Genomic DNA, 23,308 nt, shown 5'->3' on the forward strand with positions numbered 1-23,308 from the left:
TGCTATTCGTGGGTGGCCTATCAGACGGCCTACTTGAAAGCGAACTTCCCCGCGGAATACATGGCGGCGAATATGAGTCGAAACCTGGACAACATAACGGAAATCACGAAGCTGATGAGCGAGTGCAAGGCGATGGGCATCTCCTGTCTGGGACCGGATGTCAACCATAGTCGACGCAAGTTCAGTGTGGACCCCGGAGGGGATGTCCGTTTCGGATTGGCAGCCATAAAGGGACTGGGGTCGGCAGCCGCAGAAGCCGTAATCCTGGAACGCGAACAGAATGGTGAATTTACCTCCATCTACGATTTCGTACAAAGGGTTTCTATGAATGCCCTGAAGAGGAGTGGAATGGAATGTCTGGCCATGAGTGGAGCCTTCGACTGCTTTGCTCCCGGCATCCGGCGCGAACAGTTCTTTGTGCCGGGCCCTAAGGGAGAACCTTTTCTGGAAACCTTGATGCGTTATGGAACCAGCTACCAGCAGATGAAGTTTAAATACAATGCGCGACAATTTCTACATGTCGGCGATTAAGGATTTTTCCAAAGCTATTGAGTTAAATGGCGAAGAAGATGCGCAACTGTTGCAAAACAGGGGGATTACGTACAAGGATTATGCAATCTTTAAATCTTATAAAATTAAAAAGAAAGCAGAAAAAACAGCTTGCATTTCGTTATTTAACAATGCACTGAGCGATTTCCAGAAAATTCTAGTGATCCAGCCTCAACGTAAAGACATTATCTCGCTTATGGACTATGTGAAGGCGCAGGTAACCAGCTTAAAGTAATATAAGTTTTAAATAGCTTATTATCTGAACTTCTCAATCTGCTTTGTAATATCACTTGTAAACTAAAATGCAGGTTAACCAAGGCGATTATTACCGCTACATAGCACTAATAACAATTGTAACGAAACAAAACAGCCTGCATCATAAGTCAATGCAGGCTGTTGTTTTTAAAGCTTCCCGCTAATGCGGTATTGTTTTGGGTTCAGCAATTTGATATGCTGTTGTTTCCTGATTTCATACGAGCTATCGGGATAATAACTCAGGGTATCGGTGGATTGATAGAGGTAATTCTTGGTCCTTAGCAAGATGGTTATTCCGGTTACTTCCTTATTTTTACGTTCCACTTGAAGCAATTTCACAAACACCTTGTCGTCGTTGCTGCGGTAAGTTTCAAGGGAGTCATTCTTCGTCACTTCAAATAACCCCTGCCAGGCAGACTTATTAATGTCTGCGTCTGAAAATACCGCAAGTTCATCTGTCCAGTTTGCAATTTTTAATTCTTTACGCTCCGACTGGTTATTTACCGTAACGGTTTTGTCTACCGTTGGGTTAATTTGTTGTAACCGGTTTACTTCCTTTTCGATATAACCTTTTAAATCAAAGTATGGGTCTGGGGCCATCCCTTTCGGAACAGAAGGCTCACAGGATGAAAAAAGGAGAACCGTGATAAATAAACCAAAATTTCTATGCATTATACTAAAGAATTACCAGTCATGATTTCAGGCTTCTCGATGCCCATGATCTTGAGGATGGTAGGAGCAACATCGCCTAATTTGCCATCAGCCAGGTGTTTATACGCTGTTCCTACTAAGATGCAGGGTACCAGATTGGTAGTATGGGCTGTATTTATTGACCCATCATTGTTTAACATATATTCGGCATTCCCGTGATCGGCAAGAATAATAAAAGCATAGCCATGTTCCAGCCCTTTAGTCACAACCGCTTCGGCACAACGGTCGGTGGTTTCCACCGCTTTTACCACGGCGTCAAATACACCAGTATGACCCACCATATCGGGGTTAGCAAAATTCAAACAAATGAAATCAGCCCATCCAATCTCCAGTTCTTCTAGAATGGCTGCAGTAATGCCATAAGCACTCATCTCTGGCTGCAGGTCGTAAGTAGGCACTTTGGGCGAAGGGATCATGATACGTTTTTCGTTTTCAAAAACAAGCTCTCTGCCTCCGGAAAAGAAAAATGTAACATGAGGATACTTTTCAGTCTCTGCTATCCTAATTTGATTTTTATGGTGTTTAGCAAGTACTTCACCCAATGTGTCTGTAAGATCATCTTTGGTGAACATCACCTGTACATTTTCGAAGTTTTCATCGTATGCTGTCATGGTGAGGTAATGTAAATTCAATTTATGCATACCATACTCCGGATAGTCTTTCTGGCATAAGGCTGAGGTGATTTCACGGCCACGGTCTGTGCGGTAATTAAAGCAGATAACTACATCACCATCTTGTATATGAGCAATAGGGCTTCCATCGGCTTTTGTTAACACCAGTGGGTTAATAAATTCATCTGTGATGCCATCGTTATATGATTTTTGTAATGCTTCAGTTGCACTGTGTACAAACTCACCTACGTTTTTTGTAAGCAGGTCGTAAGCTTTTTTAACCCTTTCCCAGCGAGAATCACGATCCATGGCATAATAGCGACCAATTAATGTAGCCAGTTGAGCCGAAGATTGCTTCGCCTGCAAATGTTGTTGAAGGTCATTTACATAACCTACACCACCATTGGGATCGGTGTCGCGACCATCCATAAAAGCATGAACAAATACATTTTTAAGTCCTTGTTCATCGGCGGCATCACAAAGGGCTTTAAGGTGATTAATATGCGCATGTACACCGCCATCGGAAAGTAAACCAATGAAGTGAACGGCTTTATTATTTGATTTGGCGTAATTAAAAGCAGCTAATAAGGAATTGTTACTGAAGAGAGAACGATCAGATATGGCCTTGTTGATGCGGCCCAATTCCTGGTAAACCACTCTGCCGGCACCCAGGTTCATGTGTCCAACTTCTGAATTCCCCATTTGGCCAACAGGCAAGCCTACGGCTTCACCCGATGCTTCTAACTTCGAATTAGGATATTTCTGAAGTAAACTATCAAAAAAAGGTGTGTTAGCCATATAAACGGCATCCGACTCATCGCGGTTACCATATCCCCATCCATCCAGAATAAGGAGCATTACTTTTTTATCTTCCATCAAACGTGTTTTAAATTGTTGTATAGTAATAAACAAATATAAGCGTATTAGCCTTTCTCAGGCCACTTAATTATAATTAATCGTTTGTAAGTGGCATACTTTATGTTATATATTTTTAAATATTTTTAGTCATGTTCAGATTTTTGTTTCCGCTTCTCATCATCATATCTCCTTTTCTTCCCCCAGGTATCATCCAGGGTGATTTCATAGCGGATATGTCGATGTTTTTCAAGTCTGGAAATTCCAGGGAGATCGCTAAAAATTTTAACTCTACTGTAGAGTTAAGCATCACTAATAACGGAGATGTGTATTCAAAAGCACAGGCAGAACAAATTCTGAGAGATTTTTTTGTAAAACATTATGCTACTAACGCTACAATAGTTCACCAAATTAATACCAATCCGAATCTTAGGTTTGGAATATTGAACCTGGAAACCCGTCAAGGTAGATACAGGGTGTCCATTACTTCAAAAAAGGCCAACAACGCTTTTTTAATTACTGAACTTAGAATTGATCCCGAGAAATAATTAAACATTAGCGGTAAAAATGCTATTTTTGGTTTAAAATTGAAGATTTGGACAAGCAACTTATAGATCTATTTATAAAAAATGCAATAGCAGAAGACTTAGGCGATGGAGATCATACCTCCTTATCTACCATTCCCTCAGGGTCTCAAGGTAAAGCAAAGCTTCTTATTAAGGAACCGGGAGTCCTCGCCGGGGTATCATTGGCGCAGGAAATATTCAATCACATAGACCCGACTTTACAGACAGAAATATTCTTGGAAGACGGTGCCGCAATTAATTATGGCGATATCGCCTTCACGGTATCCGGTAGTACGCATTCGATCTTATTAGCTGAACGTTTGATTCTAAACTGCATGCAGCGTATGAGTGGCATTGCCAGCACCACACAGCGCATTGTTAAATTACTGCAACCTTATAAAACACAGGTTCTCGATACCCGTAAAACAACACCCGGACTACGTTATCTGGAAAAGTGGGCTGTAAGAATAGGCGGGGGGGTAAATCATCGCATAGGCTTATATGATATGATCATGATTAAGGATAATCATGTTGATTATGCAGGTGGTATCGCAGCTGCTATAAATGCAGCAAATTCTTATTTAAAGGAGACAGCAAGAGATTTGAAAATTGAAATAGAAGTAAGAAATCTTGACGAACTCCAACAGGTACTGAATACAGGAAACGTTAACCGAATTATGCTGGATAATTTTAAATTCGATGATTTGACCATGGCAGTGAGACTTATCGACCATCGTTACGAAACTGAAGCTTCCGGAGGTATTGTTGAAGAAAATATCACGCAGTATGCATCGTGTGGCGTGGATTACATTTCCATGGGTGCATTAACGCATTCCGTAAAAAGTTTAGATATGAGTTTAAAGGCTTACTAGAATGTTGTCTATCTATTCTATCTCGGCGGTTATTTTAGCCTATCTGTTTGGTTCCATCCCTACAGCTGTTTGGCTCGGCCAAGCTTTTTATGGTGTTGATGTACGCGAATATGGAAGCGGTAACGCTGGCGCAACTAATACATTCAGGGTTTTAGGTAAAAAAGCGGGCATTGCGGTAATGACAATCGATATCCTGAAAGGTTTTACTGCAACGAAACTTGCCTATTTTATAGGTCTTTCAGTTACCGGACCTCAGAATTCTTCCCAGTTTATTAACTACCAGCTTGCTTTAGGTTTAGCGGCTGTTCTTGGGCACTTATTCCCTGTTTTTGCCGGTTTTAGAGGGGGAAAAGGGGTCGCTACTCTTTTTGGAATGATTTTAGCAGTTAACTTTCCAGCAGCGATGCTTTGTGTTCTTGTCTTTTTGGTTGTTTTGCTCACTACGAAATACGTTTCGCTAAGCTCCATTTGTGCTGGCTTCGCGTTCCCGCTGGGAATTGTATTTCTGTTTCATTCAACCATCAGGTCAGAGGTTTTATACAGTATGTGCGTATGTGTACTCGTATTGGTTACTCACCAGAAAAACCTCGAACGACTTTTAAAAGGCAAAGAATCTAAGGTATACCTGTTTAAAAGAAAAAAAGATTAATAAACTATCCATGAAAAAAATTCAGTTATTGGGTGTTGTTGTAGCTATGGTTACCCTGCATTCATGTTCTACCGTTCCTTTAACTGGTCGTAGACAATTAAGTATTGTGAGTGAAAGCGAAATGCAGAATGCTGCAGCGCAAAGTTATACTGCACTGCTTAAAGATCCTTCCACAAAGGTGATTAATAATGCCGATGCCACTAGGGTTAAACAAGTTGGGCAAAAAATAGCCGCTGCCGTAACAAAATACATGAATGCAAACGGTTATGGTGATGATATTAAAGGATTCAATTGGGAATTCAATTTAATAGATAGTAAAGACATTAACGCCTGGTGTATGCCAGGTGGGAAAGTAGCTATTTATACAGGGATTCTACCTATCACAAAGGATGATGCTGGTTTAGCAACGGTTATGGGCCATGAAATTGCGCATGCGGTAGCTAAGCACTCGTCTGAACGTGCATCGAGAGCTGCTGCAGCAGAATTAGGTGGTGGTTTGATTGGTGTAGCCACTTCAGGCAAATCAGCAGGCACACAACAAATGATCAATACGATTTATGGTATAGGTGCACAGGCTGGAGCGATATTACCTAACTCCAGAACACAGGAATTAGAGGCCGATCACCTTGGGTTAATTTTTATGTCTATGGCCGGATACGATCCTACCAACGCAGTAGCATTTTGGCAACGTATGGCTGCGGCCAGTTCAGGAAGCCAGAAACCACCTGAGTTTTTAAGTACTCACCCTGCTGATGCCACGCGGATCGCACAGATTCAAAGAGATCTGCCAGAAGCTCAAAAATATTTTAAATCGACAACTGGCAAACCGGTAAAATAACCTCGCTTTATTTCTAGATATATACTTAAAAGGGTTGCTTAGGCAGCCCTTTTAGCGTTTGCAACAATGCTGACGCTTTGAGCAGGCATTCATTATATTCACTCTCTGCATCAGATCCATAAGTGATGGCACCGCCTACTTGAAAAGAAAGGTATCCGCTGCTTGCCTGGTATAAAAGTGTGCGAATTAGAACGTTGAAATCGAAGTTGCCCATTGGTGTAATATAACCTACTGAGCCTGAATAAGCCCCTCGCTTACTGTGTTCATATTTATCGATAAGCTGCATGGCCCTTATCTTTGGTGCACCGGTCATTGATCCCATCGGAAAGGTATTTTTTAAAGCATCTATAAAATGGACACCAGTTTGTAATTCGCTTTGAACCGTAGAGATCATCTGGTGAACCTGAGGAAAGCTGTAAATACCAAAAAGCTCGGTTACCTTCACGGTCCCCCGTCTGGCACTCTTTGTCAGGTCATTACGCACCAGGTCTACGATCATTACATTTTCTGTTTGCTCTTTGAGGTTGTTTTTCAGCTGCTGACGTAGTTGTTCGTCTATTACAGGGTCTGTACTTCGCCTGGTAGTTCCTTTAATGGGCTGTGATATGAGTTGCTGTCCGCGTTTGCAAAGGAAACGCTCCGGACTGGCGGATAAAATGTACCGGTCTTTGATTTTAAAATAACTGGCAAAGGGGGCGGGAGAGATGTCGTTAAGCCGTTTAAAGGTGGCTAAAGGGTTAATTTTTACTGAAGATGCACGGTACTCCTGGCAGAAAGTCACTTCGTAACAATCACCTTTCTGAATATGTTCCTGCAGCATCTCTACCTGCCGCAAATAAGTTTCCTTGCTCATTTTTGGCCTTATGTAAATATCGTTGTGTGGCTCTTCTGAGCTTAAAACGGTTGCAGTAATATCTTCCAGAACGGCAGGATGACCAATTAAAACTTCTGTGACCCCATCTTTAAACGCAATAAGGTATAAAGGTCTAAAAAAATAGAGGTCGGGGAAGTGGAGTTCGTCAGGATTATTAGATTGGAGGGCTTCGGTTTCGTTTTTCAGTTCATAACTCAACAAGCCAAACATCCAGTCAGGAGATTCTTCATAGAAAGCTTTCAGGGTGCTGAATGCATTTCCACAGGAGGCCTGGACGTCAGTTTTTACACCGGCTGCTATCAGGAGGTCATAAGCATGGTAGGGGTTGCCTTCGTATTGGTTGTTATCCAATATACAACAGACGTCAAAGCCATCCGCCCACTGCAGTGCTTTAGCCTTAATAATTGGATCGTTGATGTTCATAAAACAAAAAAGGCGGTTTTAGCCGCCTTATATGATCTGTTAAACTAGGAGCTTGCTTAATTAAGTTCTAAAGTCTGCGTACGATCCGGCCCTACAGATAGGTATTTTACCGGAACTTCCAGTTCTTTCTCAAGGAATGCGATGTAAGCACTTAAGTTTGCAGGAATTTCGTCCACTTTAGTTACTTTAGTTACATCAGTTTTCCAGCCATCAATCGCTTTTAAAACCGGCGTTGGTTTAACGGAAATGATGTCATATGGCATATAATCAATGGTTTCGCCGTTATATTCATAATGTGTGCAGGCATAAATGGTATCAAAACCATCAAGTACGTCTGCTTTCATCATAATCAACTCAGTTACGCCATTAAGCATAATGGCATATTTAAGGGCTGGTATGTCGATCCAACCACAACGACGTGCTCTTCCAGTAGTAGCACCAAATTCATGACCTATCTGGCGAAGGCTTTCGCCAACTTCATCATCAAGTTCTGTCGGAAAAGGTCCGCCACCTACACGGGTGCAATAAGCTTTGAAAATACCATATACATGGCCAATTCTATTTGGAGCTATACCCAAACCAGTACAAGCACCAGCTGTTGTCGTATTAGACGAGGTAACAAAAGGATAAGAACCGAAATCAATATCCAATAAGGTTCCCTGAGCACCTTCTGCTAAAACTTTTTTACCTTCTTTTAAATACCCATTTACAAAGTGCTCGCTATCTACATGAGGGATTGATTTGATAAACTCAATCGCTTCGAAGAAAGCAGCTTCTTTTTCGGCAAGGTCAAATTCAAAATTAAAGTGAGAAAGCATTTCCTTGTGCTTCTCTACCAATTTGTTGTAACGTTCTTTAAAGTCCGGTAATGTTGTATCTCCAACACGGAGACCGTTACGGCCGGTTTTATCCATATAAGTCGGTCCGATACCTTTTAACGTAGAACCGATTTTATCTTTACCCATTTTCTGCTCATTGGCAGCATCCAGCAATTGGTGTGTTGGTAAAATCAGGTGCGCTTTACGGGCAAGTACCAGTTTTCCTTTTGCCACTGGATCATGTCCTGCAGCTTTCAAATTATCAAGTTCCCTTTTGAGGATAATTGGATCAATCACTACTCCATTGCCGATCAGATTCATGGTTTTTTCATTGAAAATACCTGATGGAATCGTATTAAGAACAAACTTTTTGCCATCAAATTCTAAAGTATGGCCAGCATTTGGTCCACCCTGGAAACGAGCGATCAAATCATATTGCGGACTTAAAACGTCAACAATTTTACCTTTGCCCTCGTCGCCCCATTGTAGGCCAAGAAGCACATCTACTTGCGTCATTATGTTATATTAAGAAAGATTATAATTGAATAGATTAACTTGCATGTTGTATTTCTGCGTTTTGATTGGCCGTAGACTTCGCTTTGCAGTCAAAGCAAACGCCATAAAGATTTAAAGAATGGTGTTTGATGTCGAATTTAAGCAATTCACCTACCATGCTTTGTATCTGGTGAATACGAGGATCACAAAACTCCACTACCTTGCCGCAATCGATACAGATGATGTGGTCATGCTGGTGGTAGCCATATGATTTCTCAAACTGAGCCATGTTTTTCCCAAACTGATGTTTTGTTACCAGGTCGCAGGATACCAATAATTCCAAGGTATTATAAACCGTAGCCCTGCTTACGCGGTACTTTTGGTTTTTCATATGGATATAAAGAGTCTCTACATCAAAATGATCATCTCTTGAGTAGATTTCTTCCAGTATAGCAAAACGTTCGGGTGTTTTCCTAAGGGCTTTATTTTCCAGATAGGCCTCAAATATTTTTCTAACCAGTTCGCTGTTGTGATTTGTAGACATAGTTTTCAAACTCCTTTCAAAGGTACCATTTTTTAAATTAACCTTGTGACAAAATCCAACATTTAGGCGTCAAATCGTGTCACTCCGGTTACACCACGCACTTCCAACAGGTTTTCAATCAGCTTGTCTAAATGATCTTTGTCATTCACATATATCATTATTGACCCATCGAAAATGCCATTATCCGTATCTACAGTGATAGAACGCATGTTTACTTTAAAGTCGTTAGAAATTACTTTCGTAATGTTGTTAATTAAGCCCACATCGTCTATACCGATAATATGAAGTCCCGTTAAGAAAGTTACTTCTTTCTGACTGTTCCATTTTGCTTTAACTATGCGATAGCCATAGTTGGCCATAAGTTGCGCCGCATTCGGACAATTGGTCCTGTGGATTTTAATGCCCTCACTTACTGTAACAAATCCAAACACATCATCGCCAGGTATTGGGTTGCAACATGCAGCAAGGGTGTAATCGATTTTCTGCAAATCTTCGCCAATAAGTAAAGTATCTGATTCAGGGCCCTTTACCCGGCTCAATAAGTGATCAATCTGCTGTTGCTCAGTTTTCTCTGTACTGCTGCGGTTCTCAATTTCTTTTTCTGCCGCCAGGTAATCCTTCAGGTCTTTTAATTCAATCTTTCCCTGGGCGATACTAATAAATAAATCCTGCGTAGAAGGCAACTTAAAGAAGTAGCTTAACTTATTCAGGTTATCAGTATTGTATGTTATTTTTAGTGATTTTAACTTGCGTTCCAGAATCTCTTTGCCCTGCTCAGCAATCTTTCTTTTTTCCTCTTTTAAAGAAGATTTAATTTTCGACTTCGCTTTTGCCGTTACAACAATATTTAACCAATCTTCTTTTGGAACTTGTTTACCTGATGTAATGATTTCTACCTGGTCGCCATTTTGAAGCTTGTGCGATAAAGGCACCAGTTTATGGTTCACTTTTGCACCGATACAATGGGCACCTACATCGGTATGGATTTCAAAGGCAAAATCTAATGCAGTTGCACCCAAAGGCAATTGCAACAAAGCGCCTTTGGGGGTAAAGATGAAGATCTCATCAGAGAACAAGTTCATCTTAAAGTCGTCAAGGAAGTCTAATGCATTGGCTTCGGGATTGTTTAGCATCTCACGCACTTTCATAATCCATTGGTCCAAACCATTGTCGTTACTGGACTCTTTATACTTCCAATGTGCGGCAAAACCCTTTTCTGCAATTTCATTCATGCGTTGCGTGCGAATCTGCACTTCCACCCATTGGCCTTTTGGTCCCATTACGGTAGTGTGTAATGACTCGTAACCATTCCCTTTTGGCGATGAAACCCAGTCACGTAAGCGGTCGGGGTTTGGGCGGTACAGGTCCGTTACAATGGAATAAGCTTTCCAGCAATCCGCTTTTTCTTGTTCCGGTGGGCTATCCAGGATAATCCTGATGGCAAAAAGATCGTATACCTCTTCAAAAGGTATATTTTTCTTTTTCATTTTGTTCCAAATGGAATGAATTGATTTCGGACGTCCAAAGATGTCGGCGGTAAGGCCTTGCTCTGCTAATATTTCTTTAATAGGCTCTACAAATTGTTTAATAAACAGGTTTCGTTCCGCCTTTTTCTCATTAAGTTGGGTGGCAATATACTTGTACGTGTCTGGTTCTAAGTATTTCATGGAAAGGTCTTCCAATTCAGACTTGATTGCATATAAGCCTAAACGGTGAGCCAGTGGAGCGTATAAATAAATCGTTTCTGACGCAATCTTAAGCTGCTTGTGTCTAGGCATGAAATCCATGGTCCGCATGTTATGTAAGCGGTCGGCGAGTTTAATCAGAATTACCCTGACATCATCAGCCAGTGTAAGCAGCATTTTTCTGAAGTTCTCAGCTTGTAAACTGCTGTTATAATCGAAAACCCCCGAAATCTTAGTTAAACCGTCTATAATCTTCGCGGTTTTCTTTCCAAACTCTCTCTCAATATCTTCCAGGGTAAGGTCGGTATCTTCAACCACATCATGCAGCAGGGCGCATACTATGGAAGTAGTACCCAGGCCAATCTCTTCGGCGGCAATTTGCGCCACAGCAATAGGGTGGTAGATATAAGGTTCACCAGATTTACGCCTCATGTTCTTATGGCTTTCTAAAGCCATGTCAAATGCCTTTCTGATTTCCTTTTTATCCCCCTTCTGCATAGTTGGCTTGCAAGCCCGCAAGAGCGCCCTGTAACGCTTTAATATTTCCTGCTTTTCTGCTTCCAGATCAATGACCAATGTGTTCTTCATTTGTATTATTTTCGTAATAATATAACTTGCTTTGCGTTAAAGCGCTATATTGAATTTAATAGCGTTTTATCTGATATTCCAATTACAAAATTGGCAGTTCGGATGGATCCGAATATATAAAAATGCTTTAACTTTGCGGCGGTATAAATTTATGAAATTTTATAGGTTAATCATTCTGCTTAATGTCATTATTGTGGGAGTTCAAGTTTATGCTCAGGATAAACCCTATAAATTACCCGAGATGGGAAAAAATGACACCATAAGGGTCGCTTCAACAAATGTTGACGGGGAGTTGATTCCCTGGATTCCATTGAATGAGGTGGTCATTTATGGGGCTCGGATATTTAAGTCTCCACAAGAAAGGGCTGCCTTTAACCGTCTGCGCTATAATGTACTCAAGGTAATGCCCTATGCCATGTATGCAAAACGACGTTACGAGCAATTGGAGCGCGATCTGGCTGTAACAGCTGATAAAAAAGAACAAAAGAAGCTTGTTAAACAATGCGATGAAGAGATTAAGCAGATGTTTAATAAAGAAATCAAGGAACTTACCATTACCCAGGGTAGGATATTAACCAAATTAGTTGATCGGGAGCTTGGAAGGACAACGTATGATATAGTTAAGCAAAACAAAGGGGGGGTGAAGGCGTTTTTGTATCAATCTGTTGCCAGGGTTGTAGGCCATGACTTAAAGAGCACGTATAATCCCCGTGAAGAACGGGATATAGAGTCGATTATCATTTCATCCGGGTATTACCAATAAAACTAATGACAAAAAACCCTAAAAGTATCCATCAGTTTAAGGTGAAATTCCTTGACGGTTCCGAGAAGAACCTGTTCGAATACCAGAATAAAGTTTTGCTTATTGTAAATATTGCCTCCGGTTGTGGATTCGCGCCCCAACTGAACGAGCTTCAGGTACTTCGAGAAGAGTTTAAAGATCAGGGATTTGAGGTCCTTGCCTTTCCATCTAACGATTTTGGCCGCCAGGAGCCTTTGGACGGTGATCAGATCACAGAATTTTGTAAGTTGAATTATGGCGTAGAGTTTCCGGTATCTGAGAAGATTATGGTACGGGGCGACATGGCTCATCCTTTATACAAATTCCTAAGTGATATTAAGCTGAACGGTAATTTAAAGTCTACCCCCAGGTGGAACTTTCATAAATATTTAATTAACAAAAGGGGAGAAGTCGTCGATTATTTCTTCCCATTTACCAAGCCATTGTCCTCTAAAGTAAAAAAGAGGATACAACGCTTGCTATAATCTACCTTAAACAATGAAATTAGATCTACTCGTGTTTGCTGTACATCCTGATGATGCAGAATTAGGATGTTCAGGCACCATATTAAAACATATTGCAGCTGGCAAAAAAGTCGGTATCGTCGATTTAACCAGGGGAGAACTTGGTACCCGCGGTACTGCGGAAACCAGAGACGAAGAGGCCATGGCTTCGGCCAAATTATTAGGCGTACATGCCCGGGAGAACCTGCGGTTTAAGGATGGTTTTTTCAGAAATGACGAAGAACATCAACTGGAGGTGGTTAAGATGATTCGTAAATACCAGCCGGAAATTGTTTTAAGCAATGCCCTGCACGACAGGCATCCAGATCATGGTCGCTCCGGAGATTTAGTCAACGACGCTTGTTTTTTAGCGGGTTTACCAAAAGTAAAAACTGAGTTAGACGGGGTACAACAAATTGCCACTCGCCCAAGATTGATATTCCAGTTCATTCAGGACCGTTATATCAAGCCCGATATTATTATTGACATCACTGAACACATGGATACTAAACTGGCGTCTATTAAAGCATTTAAAACGCAGTTTTATAACCCTGATGTACATGAACAGGAGACCTATATCTCTTCGCCCGAATTTTTTGAAAGTGTTATTGGTAGAGCCAGGGAATTTGGTAAATCCATTGGTGCTACTTTTGGCGAAGGTTTTACCTCGAGAAAGCTTTTGGGCGTAGATGACTTGTTTCAGCTTAGATAGCCCAGTATTTGCGTTAAATACCTAACAAAAATGCGTGTTTGCTGTTTTTAAACTAAACAGCAAACTATGTCTAATATATTTTCAAATATTAAAAACGCCATTACCCTCTTCAGGAGCATTGATTTCGATACCCTGGGTGCGCTCTCAAAGAAAGTTGATTTACCTAAAGTTGTCAATTCCTTTGCCCACCTTGACGACAATCAACTCCAGGGATTAATGAAGATGCTGGACCGTACACCTAAAGAACGTGTGCTCCCTCCTGTGGAAGGTGATTTTTATCATCTCGGTGATGAAGCGCTCAAAGACGAGGACCGCGCACTGCAATTAAAGGTGCGTGCCTTCCTGGAAAAAGAAGTTAAACCGATAGTCAATCAATACTGGCTTAAAGCAGAATTTCCGTTTGAGCTGATCCCAAAAATTGCCGAATTAAATATCTGCGGCCTTACCTACAGAGGTTACGGTTGCCCTAACCGTTCCAATTTAATGGAGGGCATGCTGGCCATGGAAATGGCCAGGGTAGACACTTCCATTTCTACCTTCTTCGGTGTGCAAAGTGGCCTGGCCATGGGCTCAATTTATTTGTTAGGCTCAGAAGCGCAGAAACAGGAATGGCTGCCTTCCATGCAACAGTTTAAAACCATTGGCGCCTTTGGTCTTACAGAACCGGAAGTGGGATCTGCCGCTGCGGGCGGATTAACAACAACGGCCAAAAGGGTGGGAAGCAAATGGATTTTAAACGGGCAGAAAAAATGGATAGGTAATGCTACATTCTCAGACGTAACAATTATTTGGGCAAGAGACTTGGATGATAATCAGGTGAAGGGATTTCTGGTGCGTAAAGGTAATAAAGGCATCGCCGTAGAAAAGATGATGGATAAAATGGCGCTACGAATTGTGCAGAACGGTCTGATTACTTTAACCAACTGTGAAGTAGACGAGGCGGACCGTCTGCAGGAAGCCAATTCCTTTAAAGATACCGCAAAAGTATTACAGATGACCCGTGCAGGTGTAGCCTGGCAAGCAGTGGGATGTGCACGGGGTGCCTATGAAAGTGCCCTTGCTTATACACAAACCCGTAAGCAGTTTGGAAGGCCCATCGCGTCCTTCCAGCTAATTCAGAATCACCTGGTCGAGATGTTGTCTAATCTAACCGCCATGCAAACCCTATGTTTCCGATTGTCGCAGCTTCAGGACCAGGGGCTGTTAACCGATGAACATGCTTCTCTGGCGAAGGTGTTTTGTTCCATGAAAACCAGAGACGTGGTAAGCAGGGCCAGGGAAGTGATGGGCGGTAACGGTATCTTATTGGATTATGATGTAGCCCGTTTCGTGGCCGACGCAGAAGCAATTTATTCCTATGAAGGAACAAAAGAAATAAACTCTTTAATTGTAGGCAGAGCCATTACGGGGTTCTCTGCCTTTGTTTAATGCTCGTTAAATGGGTTGCTAACCAGGCTGGTGTTGCCCATAGCACTTTTTTCATATAGAGCTATGCATGCCTCGTTGTACGACGGATCAAAATTAACATCGCCTGGGAAGGCTTCAGCAGGAGTGGGTCCTCCCTCAAGGAAATAATACACTTTGGTGTTTCCACCTTTATGGTGAGGCATAAAGTTACCGTATTTCTCCATTTCTGCGTTTTCAGGATCTTTCACCGTTACAATAAATACATATTGAACGGGGCCTGTGTTATTCCCATTTCTATAACGGGTTACTTCTTTAAATTCACCCTTCAAATCGTCGATACCCGGTTGAAAAAATGTTCCCTTTAACATCCAGCCCACTAATAACAACACCCCCAAACCCAGGATCACATTTGTTCTACTCATTTTTATTTACTTATTCTTTCTTTTATAATGTAGGTAATATATCTTCCATAACCGCCATTCCTTCGTCTATATGCTTTTTTTCAATACATAACGCCGGACGGAACCGGATAGTCTGATTTGCACAGCCCAAAAACATCACATTATTTTCCATCCCTTTTTGTAGAAATGCATCCCTCATTTTCTTTTCAGGGAAGTCAAATGCACACAACAATCCTTTACCACGCACATTTCCCATAATATCGTATTTCTGAGCAAGTGTTTCCAGGTTCTTTTTTAGGTATGCTCCCATACTAGCCGCATTCTCACAAAGCTTGTCTTCTTCTATAATCTGCAATATCTGAGTGGCCCGCACCATGTCTACCAGGTTTCCTCCCCAGGTAGAGTTGATTCTGGACGGAACACGGAATACATTGTTTTCCACCTGGTCTACTTTATCTCCAACAAGGATACCGCAAACCTGCATTTTTTTACCAAATGCCACAATATCCGGTCGTGCTTTTTCACTAAAATGCTCATAGCACCAGAATTTTCCTGTTAAGCCAACGCCTGTTTGTACTTCATCGTAAATTAAGAAAGCGTCATTCTCATCAGCAAGCCTTTTCAGCTGAATAAGAAACTCTTCTCTTAAGTGATTGTCACCACCCTCCGATTGTATCGGTTCTACAAGTATGGCACAAATATCGTCTTTATGGTTAGCAAATGCCGCTTTGATTTGATCAATGGAATGCGCTTCGGTACTTTCAGCAACACTTAAATTCTCCCCTTCTAAAGGAAACTTTACCGTAGGTACAGATACCCTTGGCCAGTCGAATTTGGCGAACCATTTAGTCTTATCAGGAAGGGTGTTGGTTAAACTTAAGGTGTAACCCGTGCGTCCGTGAAAGGCTTTTTCAAAATGTAATACCTTAAATCCTTTTTCTTCCTTATATCCTTTTCCAAAGTTCTTCTGAACCTTCCAATCCATAGCTACTTTAATGGCGTTTTCCAACGCTAAACCACCTCCTGCAATAAAAAATGCATGTGGAAGGTAAGAGGGAATCCCCACCCTTGAAAATGTATCTACAAATTGCGCATATTGTTGGGTGTAAACATCAGAGTTTGATGGGTTAGCTAAAGCAGCTGCCAATAAATTATGCTTAAACGCTTCATCATTGATCATTTTAGGGTGGTTATAACCTAATGGAACCGATGCAAAACAAGTGAAGAAGTCAAGTAGCCTGCGATCATACTTTGAATCATAAATATAGGCACCTTCACTTTTGTCAATATCATAGGTAAGGTCGTAGCCGTCAGCTAAAATATGCCTGCTTAGTACTTCTTTAACTTCTCCCGGTGGTATGTTTAGCTTATACATAGGTTATTTTGGTTATAACCAAATGTACTAAAAACAGGTAAGGAATCAAATGCAGTGGGAGATTGGTTTGTAAAATGCCCTTCATGTTAGTTTTACCAGCTAAATTGCTTAGCCCTGCGGGCAATAGACAATGGGCTCAACTGATGTCAAACCTAATCTGGATTCTTAAAGAATCTCTTCCAACTTTTCCTTTTTCCCAAAAATGCCGAGTAGTCCACCAGTATGCAGGGCAACAATTTTTTCTTCTTTATGGAAGTAATTTTTTCCTGCCAGGTCATAAATGGCATAGAACATTTTAGCGGTATACACCGGATCAATCAGTATACCTTCCCTGGCAATAAAAGCTTTCATAAAGTTTAGCAGTTCTGGTTGCGTTTTGGCATAACCACCAAAATGGTAGTCGGTGTGTAGGTGTAATTGTTCCACATCCTGGGTGTAATGATAAATCTCATTGGCAATAAAGTCGCCACCTCGTAACACAGGCACCACATGTAGCTGTGTTTTTAGTTTCCGTTGCTTTATTCCTTTCAGTAATCCGGCAGCGGTAGTTCCGGTACCTGCAGCACAAAACAGGTGATCAATATCTGGAGGTAATTCATCCAGAATCTCAGCACAACCTTTTACTGCTTCGGCAGATGCGCCACCTTCATCAATAAAGAAAGCTTCAGGATCATCTTTAAAAAAGGACTGGAAAAGGGCAGCTTTATTTTTATATTCTTCACGGTTGGTGAAAATAAGCTTCATGCCATAGAGTTTGCAAAGTAATAACATTTCGTTATCTACAGGTTCTCCACGCACAAATGCTGTAGCGCGAAATCCCGAACGGGCTGCTGCAGCTGCGGTAGCAACGAGGTGGTTAGAATAGGCACCACCAAAGGTAACCAGGTGTAATTTGTTGAGGCGAATAGCCTTTTGAATGAGGTACTTTAGCTTGCGCCATTTATTGCCTGATATGTAGGGATCTATCAAGTCGTCTCTTTTAACCCAGAGACGAAGGGCATCATAATCACTTAATTGCTGGAGAGGACTGTTATAATTTGCAAACATTAATGCAAATATAGAATCGAAATCCGCTAATTAAGCCTTAAAGTAAATCTTCCTAATTAAATAAGGGAAGAAATTGAGAATGATAACAACGTTTTGTTTTAATTTTTTCATCTGATTATAGTTTTCTATTGGACATGATGCTACCGCTAGCTTAAGGTGTGCTCAAAATATTTCACACCTATGGTGCAGTCAACAAATAGTAAGCCAATTTCTTTTTAAATATGTAATTGTTAAAGATTAGTTTTGTAGCATGGAAAATACCAATGCAGGACCGGAACTAGAGGAGCAGGATTTATATGAACATTTTAATATTGTTGTCGATAAAGGTCAGTCGTTATTAAGGGTTGATAAGTTTTTAATGCATCGTTTGGAGAATGCATCACGCAATCGTATACAAAATGCGATAGATGCGGGTAACGTTTTAGTAAACCAGAAAGTAATTAAATCAAGCTATAAGGTTAAGCCTGCTGATGAAATTTCCATTGTTTTCCCACACCCTCCACGCGATACGGAAGTTTACCCGGAAAACCTCCCTATTGATATCGTTTACGAGGATAAAGACCTTTTGGTAGTGAACAAAGAAGCCGGTATGGTGGTACATCCTGGATACAATAACTATACAGGAACACTGGTTAATGCGCTGGCTTACCATTTTGAGCAATTGCCCGAACTTCCAGGCAATGAAGGCCGTCCGGGCTTAGTTCACCGTATTGATAAAGATACCTCAGGTTTGCTGTTGATCAGTAAAAACGAGATCACCATGACTAAACTGGCCAAACAGTTTTTTGACCATACCATCACCCGTAAATACCTCGCTTTGGTATGGGGCGATGTGGAAAATGATGGAACCGTAAGTGGTTATATTGGCCGCAGTGCCAAGAATCGTATTATCATGGATGTTTATGACGAAGAGGAAAAAGGTAAGTGGTCAGTAACACATTATACCGTGTTAGAGCGTTTAGGATATGTAACCTTAATTAGCTGCCAGCTGGAAACAGGCCGGACGCATCAAATCAGAGCACATATGCAGCATATTGGACATCCATTGTTTAGTGACACCAACTACGGAGGTGATAAAATTTTAAAAGGAACGACCTTTACTAAATATAAACAATTTGTTCAAAACTGTTTTGATTTGATCCCCCGGCAGGCTTTACATGCGCAGACCTTAGGTTTTATTCATCCTACTACACAAAAGTACATGGAATTTGAAGCGCCTCTTCCAAGTGATTTTGAAGCCGTGCTTCATAAATGGAGAAATTACGTAGGACAGCCGCAATAACCCGATACCAAAGAGATCAATGCAATTACAATACCTATTACACAACGACGAATTCTTTACTACAACTCATCCGGTACTTACAGCCAGCAACCGTAGCTTTCGTTATGGCGACGGCCTGTTCGAAACCATCCGCATGAGCAATGGTAAATTGCAGTTCCCGGAATATCACGTCGACCGCCTGAAAGCGGGAATGAAGGCCCTTAAAATAGAGGGGAGTGTTTTACTCGATGAATATTTTCTGAAGCAAAAAACTGCTGAGCTTTGTAAAAAAAACAAGTTAAAAGACAATGTAAAGTTTCGCCTTTCTATTTACCGCGGTGGTGAAGGGCTATATACCCCGGAAATTAATAAATACGGCTATGTGCTGGAAGCTACCCCAATGGACAGCAACCAGTATGACCTTAATAAAAAGGGACTCATTGTAGATGTGTATAACGAGTTAACAAAACCGGTTAATTTGTTGTCTAACTGTAAAACCAGCAGTTCCTTGTTATATGTGATGGCTGGCCTTTATAAAAAGCAGCATAAGCTTGACGAAACCATCATCTTAAACCAGCATGGCTTTATCTGTGAAACCATCAGCTCCAATATTTTTGTAGTGTACGATAAACAGATCTATACGCCTGCATTATCTGAAGGCTGTATTGCAGGCGTCATGCGCAGGGTAGTGATGCAACTGGCTAAAGCCAATAATATTTCCATTATCGAAGCTCAACTTAATCCTGAGGTTTTACGACAGGCTGAAGAGGTATTTATCACCAATGCTATTGGTGGTATCCGCTGGGTAATGGGCTATGGTCGCAAGCGCTATTTCAATGAAATATCTAAACATATGAGTGCATTGCTGAACCAGTTATAAGCGGATTCCGCGAAGAAACTCTTCTACAGTCATTCTCTTTTTTCCCTCATATTGCACGTCGGTCAGCTTTAAAAAACCATCTTTTGTGGCAAATTTTAAATAGGTTTTTCCATCTGTGAGAAAACCGCCGGCTGCAATTCCAGGTTCTTTGTGCTCTGCTTCTGCTTTGAAAATTTTAAGATTTTTACCGTTCAGGGTTGTAAAGGCAGTAGGGTACGGACTTAACCCGCGTACCAGGTTGTATACCACATCAACCGGTTGGTTCCAGTCTATCTTGCAAAAATCTTTGAAAATTTTAGGGGCATGTTTAATTTCCGCCGACAGATCCTGTGGGATTTCCTGGTAATTTCCAGTCTCGATCGCTTTGACGGTATCTACCAGCAGATCAGCGCCAACGGCCATTAATTTATCGTGAAGATCTCCGGCAGTATCATCGTCGGCAATGCTAACTTTCCTGCTGTCAATAATATCACCTGTATCGATTTCCTGTTTCAGGAAGAAAGTAGTTACCCCACTTTCCTTTTCGCCATTAATAATGGCATGGTTAATTGGTGCTGCCCCACGGTATTGAGGTAACAATGACCCATGCAAGTTGATTGTTCCTTTCGGTGGCATGCTCCACACGACTTCAGGCAACATACGGAAGGCCACCACCACATGCAAATCAGCATTAATGGCTTTAAGCGCGGCAACAAACTCAGGGTCTTTCAGTTTTATGGGTTGCAGTACCGGAAGGCCATGTTCAACCGCATACTTTTTAACGGCACTTTCACTTAGTTTTTGTCCGCGGCCCGCTGGTTTATCGGCGGCTGTTACTACTGCAGCAATCTCAAATCCGGCATTAACCAAAGCTGCCAGAGAGGCTACTGCAAAATCGGGGGTTCCCATAAAAACTATTCTCATTGTCCTGTGTTTAATTAGCAAAAATAACTAAAAAATTAACGCATATCTTCATTTCAACAGCGAGTATTTATCAGCTGTAAAGGTTTAAGAAGCTTTTTTCCGACCACATGAATTCGTATGACGCTGATGGTAAAATCATTTCTAATAAATGGAGACAACCGAGGAAATTAAATTAAGCGGATTAATATACATGAGCGACAGTACGCCTGGAATTTATAGAAAAGGTAAACCTGGCGCTTTTTATTATGTAGATAACAAAGGTAAACGGGTAAGTGACGAAAATGCCATGGAGCGAATCAAGGCCCTTGTGCTGCCCCCTGCCTGGACAAACGTGTGGATTGCCCCTAAAAATAATGCTTACCTGCAGGCTACCGGTATTGATGCTGCCGGTAGAAAACAATACCGATACCATCATAAATGGACCACCAGGCGTTCGGAAAGTAAATACTTCCGGCTTTTAGAGTTTGGTAAAGTGCTGCCACAGGTGCGTAAGCGTATTGCCAGAGATTTGCGCCGCAAAGAACTTGACGAACTAAAAGTGTTGGCCATATGCGTGCAGGTGATGTTAAAAACCTTAATCAGGGTAGGTAACGAATCGTATAAACAATTGTATGGCAGTTATGGCCTAAGTACGCTGCGTGATAAACACGCAAAAATTAACGGTAATACCTTAACACTTGATTTTATTGGTAAAAAGGGGGTGCACCATGAGGTCACCTTAAATGATAAAACGCTTGCCAGGCTCGTAAAGAAATGCCGGGACATTCCAGGGCAGGAGTTGTTTCAATATTATACCACAAATAACGAACGGAGGGCGGTTGATTCGGGCAAGATCAATAATTACATCAAGGAAATTACAGGGAGCGATTTCACAGCCAAGGATTTCAGAACCTGGGGTGGTACTTTAGAGGCTTTAAGGCAGTTAGCCAAATGTTTCGTAGATCCCGAAGCACTTGAAAAACCTAAAAAGAAGGTTGTAGTAGAAGTATTAGATTGTGTGGCCAGTAAGTTAGGCAATACCAGGGCGGTATGTAAAAGTTCTTATGTTTACCCGTTATTGCTTGAGGCATTTGAAAGCGACAGGCTTTCAAAATACCTCAAACAGGTTAATACGGAGAAACCACATACACAATTTGCAATGGAAAATGATGAGAAAGTACTCATGAAATTCCTGAAAAAGGCGCAGAAAGATTTAGTTTAACCTTTTGCTGGTGGTTTGTTAATGGGTTGAACAGGTTGTTCATCAGTCGTTTTGCGGTGAACCATATCGTCAAATTCTGGTTCTTCGGCCTGATAATCTTCATCTTCAGGTTGTTTTACCACTTTTTCTCCCGCAGGAACTTTACCTTTTGGAACTTCTTCCTTAAAGTTGCTGCTAGGGCTTTCATTTTTCTTTTTTGGTTCAGAGTTCATGGGCTGATCTTTAAGGATACAGCAAGTATTTCTTGCGCATCGTTTTATACTGGGTTAAACCTGGTTCCCAGCTGGCACGAATCTCTTTTTCCGTTTTTCCGTCCATAATCTGTTGCTTTAAAGTCGAAACACCAGCCAGTTTATCGAAATTGCCCATTTGCTTGCTTAGTTTAAAGTTGAAAAAATCAGCTTTATTAGGATAAGCCTGGTACAATTCAATTAACCAGTTTAAGTTTAACATTTTATCTCTTCTAATGTTTGCCACATCGTAGTTTCTTAGGTCTAAACCATAACACGCCTGATCCTGGTGGAGTGGCGTTTCGGCCATGCCTTTGATACTTTTTGGTGTGAAATTAAAAGCGTATTTACCTTTTAAAGCAGGTGCACCAAGTACAGTAAATGGATATTGCGTGCCGCGGCCCTGGCTCACATAGGTTCCTTCAAACAGGCAAAGTGTAGGGTATAATAATATACTCTGATCTGTATTTAAATTAGGTGATGGTTTAACCGGCAAGTTATAAGGCATATCGTGGTTATAGTTTGCCATGGTAATTACCTTAATGTCACACTTTACTTTGTCCTTTAACCAGCCCTCGCCGTTTAACATCTGCGCGTATTCGCCAACAGTTAAACCATGAACAATTGGAATGGGTTGTAAACCGATGCCCGAAGCCAATTTCGGGTCAAGTATTGGGCCGTCAATGTAAAAGCCGTTAGGGTTAGGGCGATCTAAAATGATCAATTGTTTATTGTTTACCGCACAGGCTTCCATTACATGCTGCAAGGTGTTGATATACGTGTAAAAACGAACGCCTACATCCTGTATATCGAAAATCATAACATCCACATCTGCTAAATCAGCTGCGGTTGGTGTAGAATGTTTGCCATATAAAGAAACCGCTTTGATACCTGTTTTGGCATCAACGTCATCGGCCACATGAATTCCTGCACTTGCATCGCCCCTAAAACCATGCTCCGGGCCAAATATCTTCACAATGTTAACACCTAAACTTAGCAGGCTGTCAACAGCTGTTTCGTTGCCAATGATAGAGGTTGGATTAACCACCATACCCACACGTTTTCCTTTAAGCAAAGGCAGGTATTTGTCGGTTTGCTCTGCACCGGTTAACATTTTTTGTTGTTTTGGCTGGTCTGGTGTATTTATGAAGGTCGTTTGATTGGTTTGAACAGTAGGGGGTAGGGCGGGCGTTTTTGTTGCCCCGCAAGCCTGTAAAGTGATAACACCTAAACCAAGGTGCAACAAGAGAGAATAAGTAGATTTCATGTGTTTC

Annotated in this window: 25 protein-coding genes; 13 read left to right on the forward strand and 12 right to left on the reverse strand. The window is 41.4% G+C overall.

Annotation, left to right across the window (positions count from 1 at the left end):
* Positions 1-132 precede the first annotated feature (132 nt).
* Complete coding sequence (locus tag ACR2F3_RS02840) at positions 133-531, forward strand: hypothetical protein (protein WP_432708508.1); 399 nt, start codon at positions 133-135, stop codon at positions 529-531.
* Complete coding sequence (locus ACR2F3_RS02845) at positions 500-784, forward strand: hypothetical protein (RefSeq protein ID WP_432708467.1); 285 nt, start codon at positions 500-502, stop codon at positions 782-784. Before ACR2F3_RS02840 ends, ACR2F3_RS02845 begins: the two co-directional genes overlap by 32 nt.
* A gap of 167 nt (positions 785-951) precedes the next feature.
* Here ACR2F3_RS02845 and ACR2F3_RS02850 read toward each other — a convergent pair whose 3' ends face one another.
* Both ACR2F3_RS02850 and gpmI read right to left on the reverse strand, forming a co-directional pair.
* The gene (locus ACR2F3_RS02850; RefSeq protein ID WP_432708468.1) at positions 952-1,476 is read right to left on the reverse strand and encodes a hypothetical protein; all 525 of its coding nucleotides are present in this window, start codon (positions 1,474-1,476) and stop codon (positions 952-954) included.
* Positions 1,476-3,002: a 2,3-bisphosphoglycerate-independent phosphoglycerate mutase gene (gene gpmI / locus ACR2F3_RS02855; protein ID WP_432708469.1), complete on the reverse strand. Its 1,527-nt coding sequence runs from the start codon at positions 3,000-3,002 to the stop codon at positions 1,476-1,478. Before gpmI ends, ACR2F3_RS02850 begins: the two co-directional genes overlap by 1 nt.
* A 131-nt stretch (positions 3,003-3,133) precedes the next feature.
* Here gpmI and ACR2F3_RS02860 point away from each other — a divergent pair, with 131 nt between their 5' ends.
* From ACR2F3_RS02860 to ACR2F3_RS02875, 4 genes are read left to right on the forward strand one after another with little or no spacing between them, the layout of a single operon-like run.
* Positions 3,134-3,529 (forward strand): DUF4783 domain-containing protein, encoded by a 396-nt coding sequence (locus tag ACR2F3_RS02860; RefSeq protein WP_432708470.1) that lies wholly within the window; start codon positions 3,134-3,136, stop codon positions 3,527-3,529.
* A gap of 47 nt (positions 3,530-3,576) precedes the next feature.
* Entirely contained in the window at positions 3,577-4,419 is an 843-nt protein-coding gene (nadC, locus tag ACR2F3_RS02865) for a carboxylating nicotinate-nucleotide diphosphorylase (RefSeq protein WP_432708471.1), read from the forward strand.
* Position 4,420: 1 nt separating this feature from the next.
* Positions 4,421-5,068 carry a glycerol-3-phosphate 1-O-acyltransferase PlsY gene (plsY, locus tag ACR2F3_RS02870; RefSeq protein WP_432708472.1) on the forward strand — a complete coding sequence of 216 codons (648 nt, stop codon included), beginning with the start codon at positions 4,421-4,423 and terminating at the stop codon, positions 5,066-5,068.
* Between the two features lie 10 nt (positions 5,069-5,078).
* Positions 5,079-5,906 (forward strand): M48 family metallopeptidase, encoded by an 828-nt coding sequence (locus ACR2F3_RS02875; protein WP_432708473.1) that lies wholly within the window; start codon positions 5,079-5,081, stop codon positions 5,904-5,906.
* Between the two features lie 25 nt (positions 5,907-5,931).
* On the opposite strand, the gene ACR2F3_RS02880 is transcribed toward ACR2F3_RS02875, so the two are convergent.
* The 4 genes from ACR2F3_RS02880 to ACR2F3_RS02895 all read right to left on the reverse strand — a co-directional run bounded on the left by ACR2F3_RS02880 (position 5,932) and on the right by ACR2F3_RS02895 (position 11,333).
* Positions 5,932-7,203: an anthranilate synthase component I family protein gene (locus tag ACR2F3_RS02880; protein ID WP_432708474.1), complete on the reverse strand. Its 1,272-nt coding sequence runs from the start codon at positions 7,201-7,203 to the stop codon at positions 5,932-5,934.
* Positions 7,204-7,259: 56 nt separating this feature from the next.
* Positions 7,260-8,537, reverse strand: a complete 1,278-nt coding sequence (locus tag ACR2F3_RS02885; protein WP_432708475.1) for an adenylosuccinate synthase — start codon at positions 8,535-8,537, stop codon at positions 7,260-7,262.
* A gap of 34 nt (positions 8,538-8,571) precedes the next feature.
* On the reverse strand, positions 8,572-9,060 hold the full coding sequence (locus ACR2F3_RS02890) for a Fur family transcriptional regulator (RefSeq protein WP_432708476.1): 489 nt from the start codon (positions 9,058-9,060) through the stop codon (positions 8,572-8,574).
* Between the two features lie 62 nt (positions 9,061-9,122).
* A complete protein-coding gene (locus ACR2F3_RS02895; RefSeq protein WP_432708477.1) occupies positions 9,123-11,333 on the reverse strand; it encodes a RelA/SpoT family protein in 2,211 nt (736 codons plus the stop codon).
* Between the two features lie 151 nt (positions 11,334-11,484).
* Here ACR2F3_RS02895 and ACR2F3_RS02900 point away from each other — a divergent pair, with 151 nt between their 5' ends.
* The 4 genes from ACR2F3_RS02900 (at position 11,485) to ACR2F3_RS02915 (ending at position 14,757) form a co-directional block, all read left to right on the forward strand.
* Entirely contained in the window at positions 11,485-12,096 is a 612-nt protein-coding gene (locus ACR2F3_RS02900) for a DUF4294 domain-containing protein (RefSeq protein WP_432708478.1), read from the forward strand.
* A 5-nt stretch (positions 12,097-12,101) separates the two neighbouring features.
* Positions 12,102-12,599, forward strand: a complete 498-nt coding sequence (locus ACR2F3_RS02905) for a glutathione peroxidase (protein WP_432708479.1) — start codon at positions 12,102-12,104, stop codon at positions 12,597-12,599.
* 13 nt (positions 12,600-12,612) lie between these two features.
* Positions 12,613-13,329 carry a bacillithiol biosynthesis deacetylase BshB1 gene (gene bshB1, locus ACR2F3_RS02910; protein ID WP_432708480.1) on the forward strand — a complete coding sequence of 239 codons (717 nt, stop codon included), beginning with the start codon at positions 12,613-12,615 and terminating at the stop codon, positions 13,327-13,329.
* A 66-nt stretch (positions 13,330-13,395) separates the two neighbouring features.
* Complete coding sequence (locus tag ACR2F3_RS02915) at positions 13,396-14,757, forward strand: acyl-CoA dehydrogenase family protein (protein ID WP_432708481.1); 1,362 nt, start codon at positions 13,396-13,398, stop codon at positions 14,755-14,757.
* Here ACR2F3_RS02915 and ACR2F3_RS02920 read toward each other — a convergent pair.
* The 3 genes from ACR2F3_RS02920 to ACR2F3_RS02930 form a co-directional block, all read right to left on the reverse strand.
* Entirely contained in the window at positions 14,754-15,158 is a 405-nt protein-coding gene (locus ACR2F3_RS02920) for a hypothetical protein (RefSeq protein ID WP_432708482.1), read from the reverse strand. The genes ACR2F3_RS02915 and ACR2F3_RS02920 overlap by 4 nt on opposite strands.
* Before the next feature lie 22 nt (positions 15,159-15,180).
* Positions 15,181-16,512 carry an L-lysine 6-transaminase gene (gene lat / locus ACR2F3_RS02925; protein ID WP_432708483.1) on the reverse strand — a complete coding sequence of 444 codons (1,332 nt, stop codon included), beginning with the start codon at positions 16,510-16,512 and terminating at the stop codon, positions 15,181-15,183.
* A gap of 165 nt (positions 16,513-16,677) precedes the next feature.
* Positions 16,678-17,559: a 1-aminocyclopropane-1-carboxylate deaminase/D-cysteine desulfhydrase gene (locus ACR2F3_RS02930; RefSeq protein WP_432708484.1), complete on the reverse strand. Its 882-nt coding sequence runs from the start codon at positions 17,557-17,559 to the stop codon at positions 16,678-16,680.
* Positions 17,560-17,809: 250 nt separating this feature from the next.
* Here ACR2F3_RS02930 and ACR2F3_RS02935 point away from each other — a divergent pair, with 250 nt between their 5' ends.
* Together ACR2F3_RS02935 and ACR2F3_RS02940 are read left to right on the forward strand one after the other, a co-directional pair.
* Complete coding sequence (locus ACR2F3_RS02935; RefSeq protein WP_432708485.1) at positions 17,810-18,841, forward strand: RluA family pseudouridine synthase; 1,032 nt, start codon at positions 17,810-17,812, stop codon at positions 18,839-18,841.
* A gap of 19 nt (positions 18,842-18,860) precedes the next feature.
* On the forward strand, positions 18,861-19,700 hold the full coding sequence (locus ACR2F3_RS02940; protein WP_432708486.1) for an aminotransferase class IV: 840 nt from the start codon (positions 18,861-18,863) through the stop codon (positions 19,698-19,700).
* Here the strand turns inward: ACR2F3_RS02940 and fmt are convergent.
* A complete protein-coding gene (gene fmt / locus ACR2F3_RS02945) occupies positions 19,695-20,603 on the reverse strand; it encodes a methionyl-tRNA formyltransferase (RefSeq protein WP_432708487.1) in 909 nt (302 codons plus the stop codon). The genes ACR2F3_RS02940 and fmt overlap by 6 nt on opposite strands.
* A gap of 148 nt (positions 20,604-20,751) precedes the next feature.
* Between fmt and ACR2F3_RS02950 the strand changes: the two genes are divergently transcribed.
* Positions 20,752-21,804, forward strand: coding sequence for a DNA topoisomerase IB (locus ACR2F3_RS02950; protein WP_432708488.1), 1,053 nt, complete (start codon positions 20,752-20,754; stop codon positions 21,802-21,804).
* On the opposite strand, the gene ACR2F3_RS02955 is transcribed toward ACR2F3_RS02950, so the two are convergent.
* Entirely contained in the window at positions 21,801-22,016 is a 216-nt protein-coding gene (locus ACR2F3_RS02955; protein WP_432708489.1) for a hypothetical protein, read from the reverse strand. The genes ACR2F3_RS02950 and ACR2F3_RS02955 overlap by 4 nt on opposite strands.
* A 10-nt stretch (positions 22,017-22,026) precedes the next feature.
* Positions 22,027-23,301 carry an exo-beta-N-acetylmuramidase NamZ family protein gene (locus ACR2F3_RS02960; protein WP_432708490.1) on the reverse strand — a complete coding sequence of 425 codons (1,275 nt, stop codon included), beginning with the start codon at positions 23,299-23,301 and terminating at the stop codon, positions 22,027-22,029.
* Between the last annotated feature and the right edge of the window lie 7 nt (positions 23,302-23,308).

This window comes from Pedobacter sp. (genome assembly GCF_045627485.1).
In the GTDB taxonomy this organism is placed as follows: Bacteria; Bacteroidota; Bacteroidia; order Sphingobacteriales; family Sphingobacteriaceae; genus Pedobacter.

Bases quoted from the DNA above. Each gene is read 5' to 3' on its own strand.
- ACR2F3_RS02840 (WP_432708508.1), top strand. From the start codon at position 133: ATGGGCATCTCCTGTCTGGGACCGGATGTCAACCATAGTCGACGCAAG.
- ACR2F3_RS02845 (WP_432708467.1), top strand. From the start codon at position 500: ATGCGCGACAATTTCTACATGTCGGCGATTAAGGATTTTTCCAAAGCT.
- ACR2F3_RS02850 (WP_432708468.1), bottom strand. From the start codon at position 1,476: ATGCATAGAAATTTTGGTTTATTTATCACGGTTCTCCTTTTTTCATCC.
- gpmI (WP_432708469.1), bottom strand. From the start codon at position 3,002: ATGGAAGATAAAAAAGTAATGCTCCTTATTCTGGATGGATGGGGATAT.
- ACR2F3_RS02860 (WP_432708470.1), top strand. From the start codon at position 3,134: ATGTTCAGATTTTTGTTTCCGCTTCTCATCATCATATCTCCTTTTCTT.
- plsY (WP_432708472.1), top strand. From the start codon at position 4,421: ATGTTGTCTATCTATTCTATCTCGGCGGTTATTTTAGCCTATCTGTTT.
- ACR2F3_RS02875 (WP_432708473.1), top strand. From the start codon at position 5,079: ATGAAAAAAATTCAGTTATTGGGTGTTGTTGTAGCTATGGTTACCCTG.
- ACR2F3_RS02880 (WP_432708474.1), bottom strand. From the start codon at position 7,203: ATGAACATCAACGATCCAATTATTAAGGCTAAAGCACTGCAGTGGGCG.
- ACR2F3_RS02885 (WP_432708475.1), bottom strand. From the start codon at position 8,537: ATGACGCAAGTAGATGTGCTTCTTGGCCTACAATGGGGCGACGAGGGC.
- ACR2F3_RS02890 (WP_432708476.1), bottom strand. From the start codon at position 9,060: ATGTCTACAAATCACAACAGCGAACTGGTTAGAAAAATATTTGAGGCC.
- ACR2F3_RS02895 (WP_432708477.1), bottom strand. From the start codon at position 11,333: ATGAAGAACACATTGGTCATTGATCTGGAAGCAGAAAAGCAGGAAATA.
- ACR2F3_RS02900 (WP_432708478.1), top strand. From the start codon at position 11,485: ATGAAATTTTATAGGTTAATCATTCTGCTTAATGTCATTATTGTGGGA.
- ACR2F3_RS02905 (WP_432708479.1), top strand. From the start codon at position 12,102: ATGACAAAAAACCCTAAAAGTATCCATCAGTTTAAGGTGAAATTCCTT.
- bshB1 (WP_432708480.1), top strand. From the start codon at position 12,613: ATGAAATTAGATCTACTCGTGTTTGCTGTACATCCTGATGATGCAGAA.
- ACR2F3_RS02915 (WP_432708481.1), top strand. From the start codon at position 13,396: ATGTCTAATATATTTTCAAATATTAAAAACGCCATTACCCTCTTCAGG.
- ACR2F3_RS02920 (WP_432708482.1), bottom strand. From the start codon at position 15,158: ATGAGTAGAACAAATGTGATCCTGGGTTTGGGGGTGTTGTTATTAGTG.
- lat (WP_432708483.1), bottom strand. From the start codon at position 16,512: ATGTATAAGCTAAACATACCACCGGGAGAAGTTAAAGAAGTACTAAGC.
- ACR2F3_RS02930 (WP_432708484.1), bottom strand. From the start codon at position 17,559: ATGTTTGCAAATTATAACAGTCCTCTCCAGCAATTAAGTGATTATGAT.
- ACR2F3_RS02935 (WP_432708485.1), top strand. From the start codon at position 17,810: ATGGAAAATACCAATGCAGGACCGGAACTAGAGGAGCAGGATTTATAT.
- ACR2F3_RS02940 (WP_432708486.1), top strand. From the start codon at position 18,861: ATGCAATTACAATACCTATTACACAACGACGAATTCTTTACTACAACT.
- fmt (WP_432708487.1), bottom strand. From the start codon at position 20,603: ATGAGAATAGTTTTTATGGGAACCCCCGATTTTGCAGTAGCCTCTCTG.
- ACR2F3_RS02950 (WP_432708488.1), top strand. From the start codon at position 20,752: ATGGAGACAACCGAGGAAATTAAATTAAGCGGATTAATATACATGAGC.
- ACR2F3_RS02955 (WP_432708489.1), bottom strand. From the start codon at position 22,016: ATGAACTCTGAACCAAAAAAGAAAAATGAAAGCCCTAGCAGCAACTTT.
- ACR2F3_RS02960 (WP_432708490.1), bottom strand. From the start codon at position 23,301: ATGAAATCTACTTATTCTCTCTTGTTGCACCTTGGTTTAGGTGTTATC.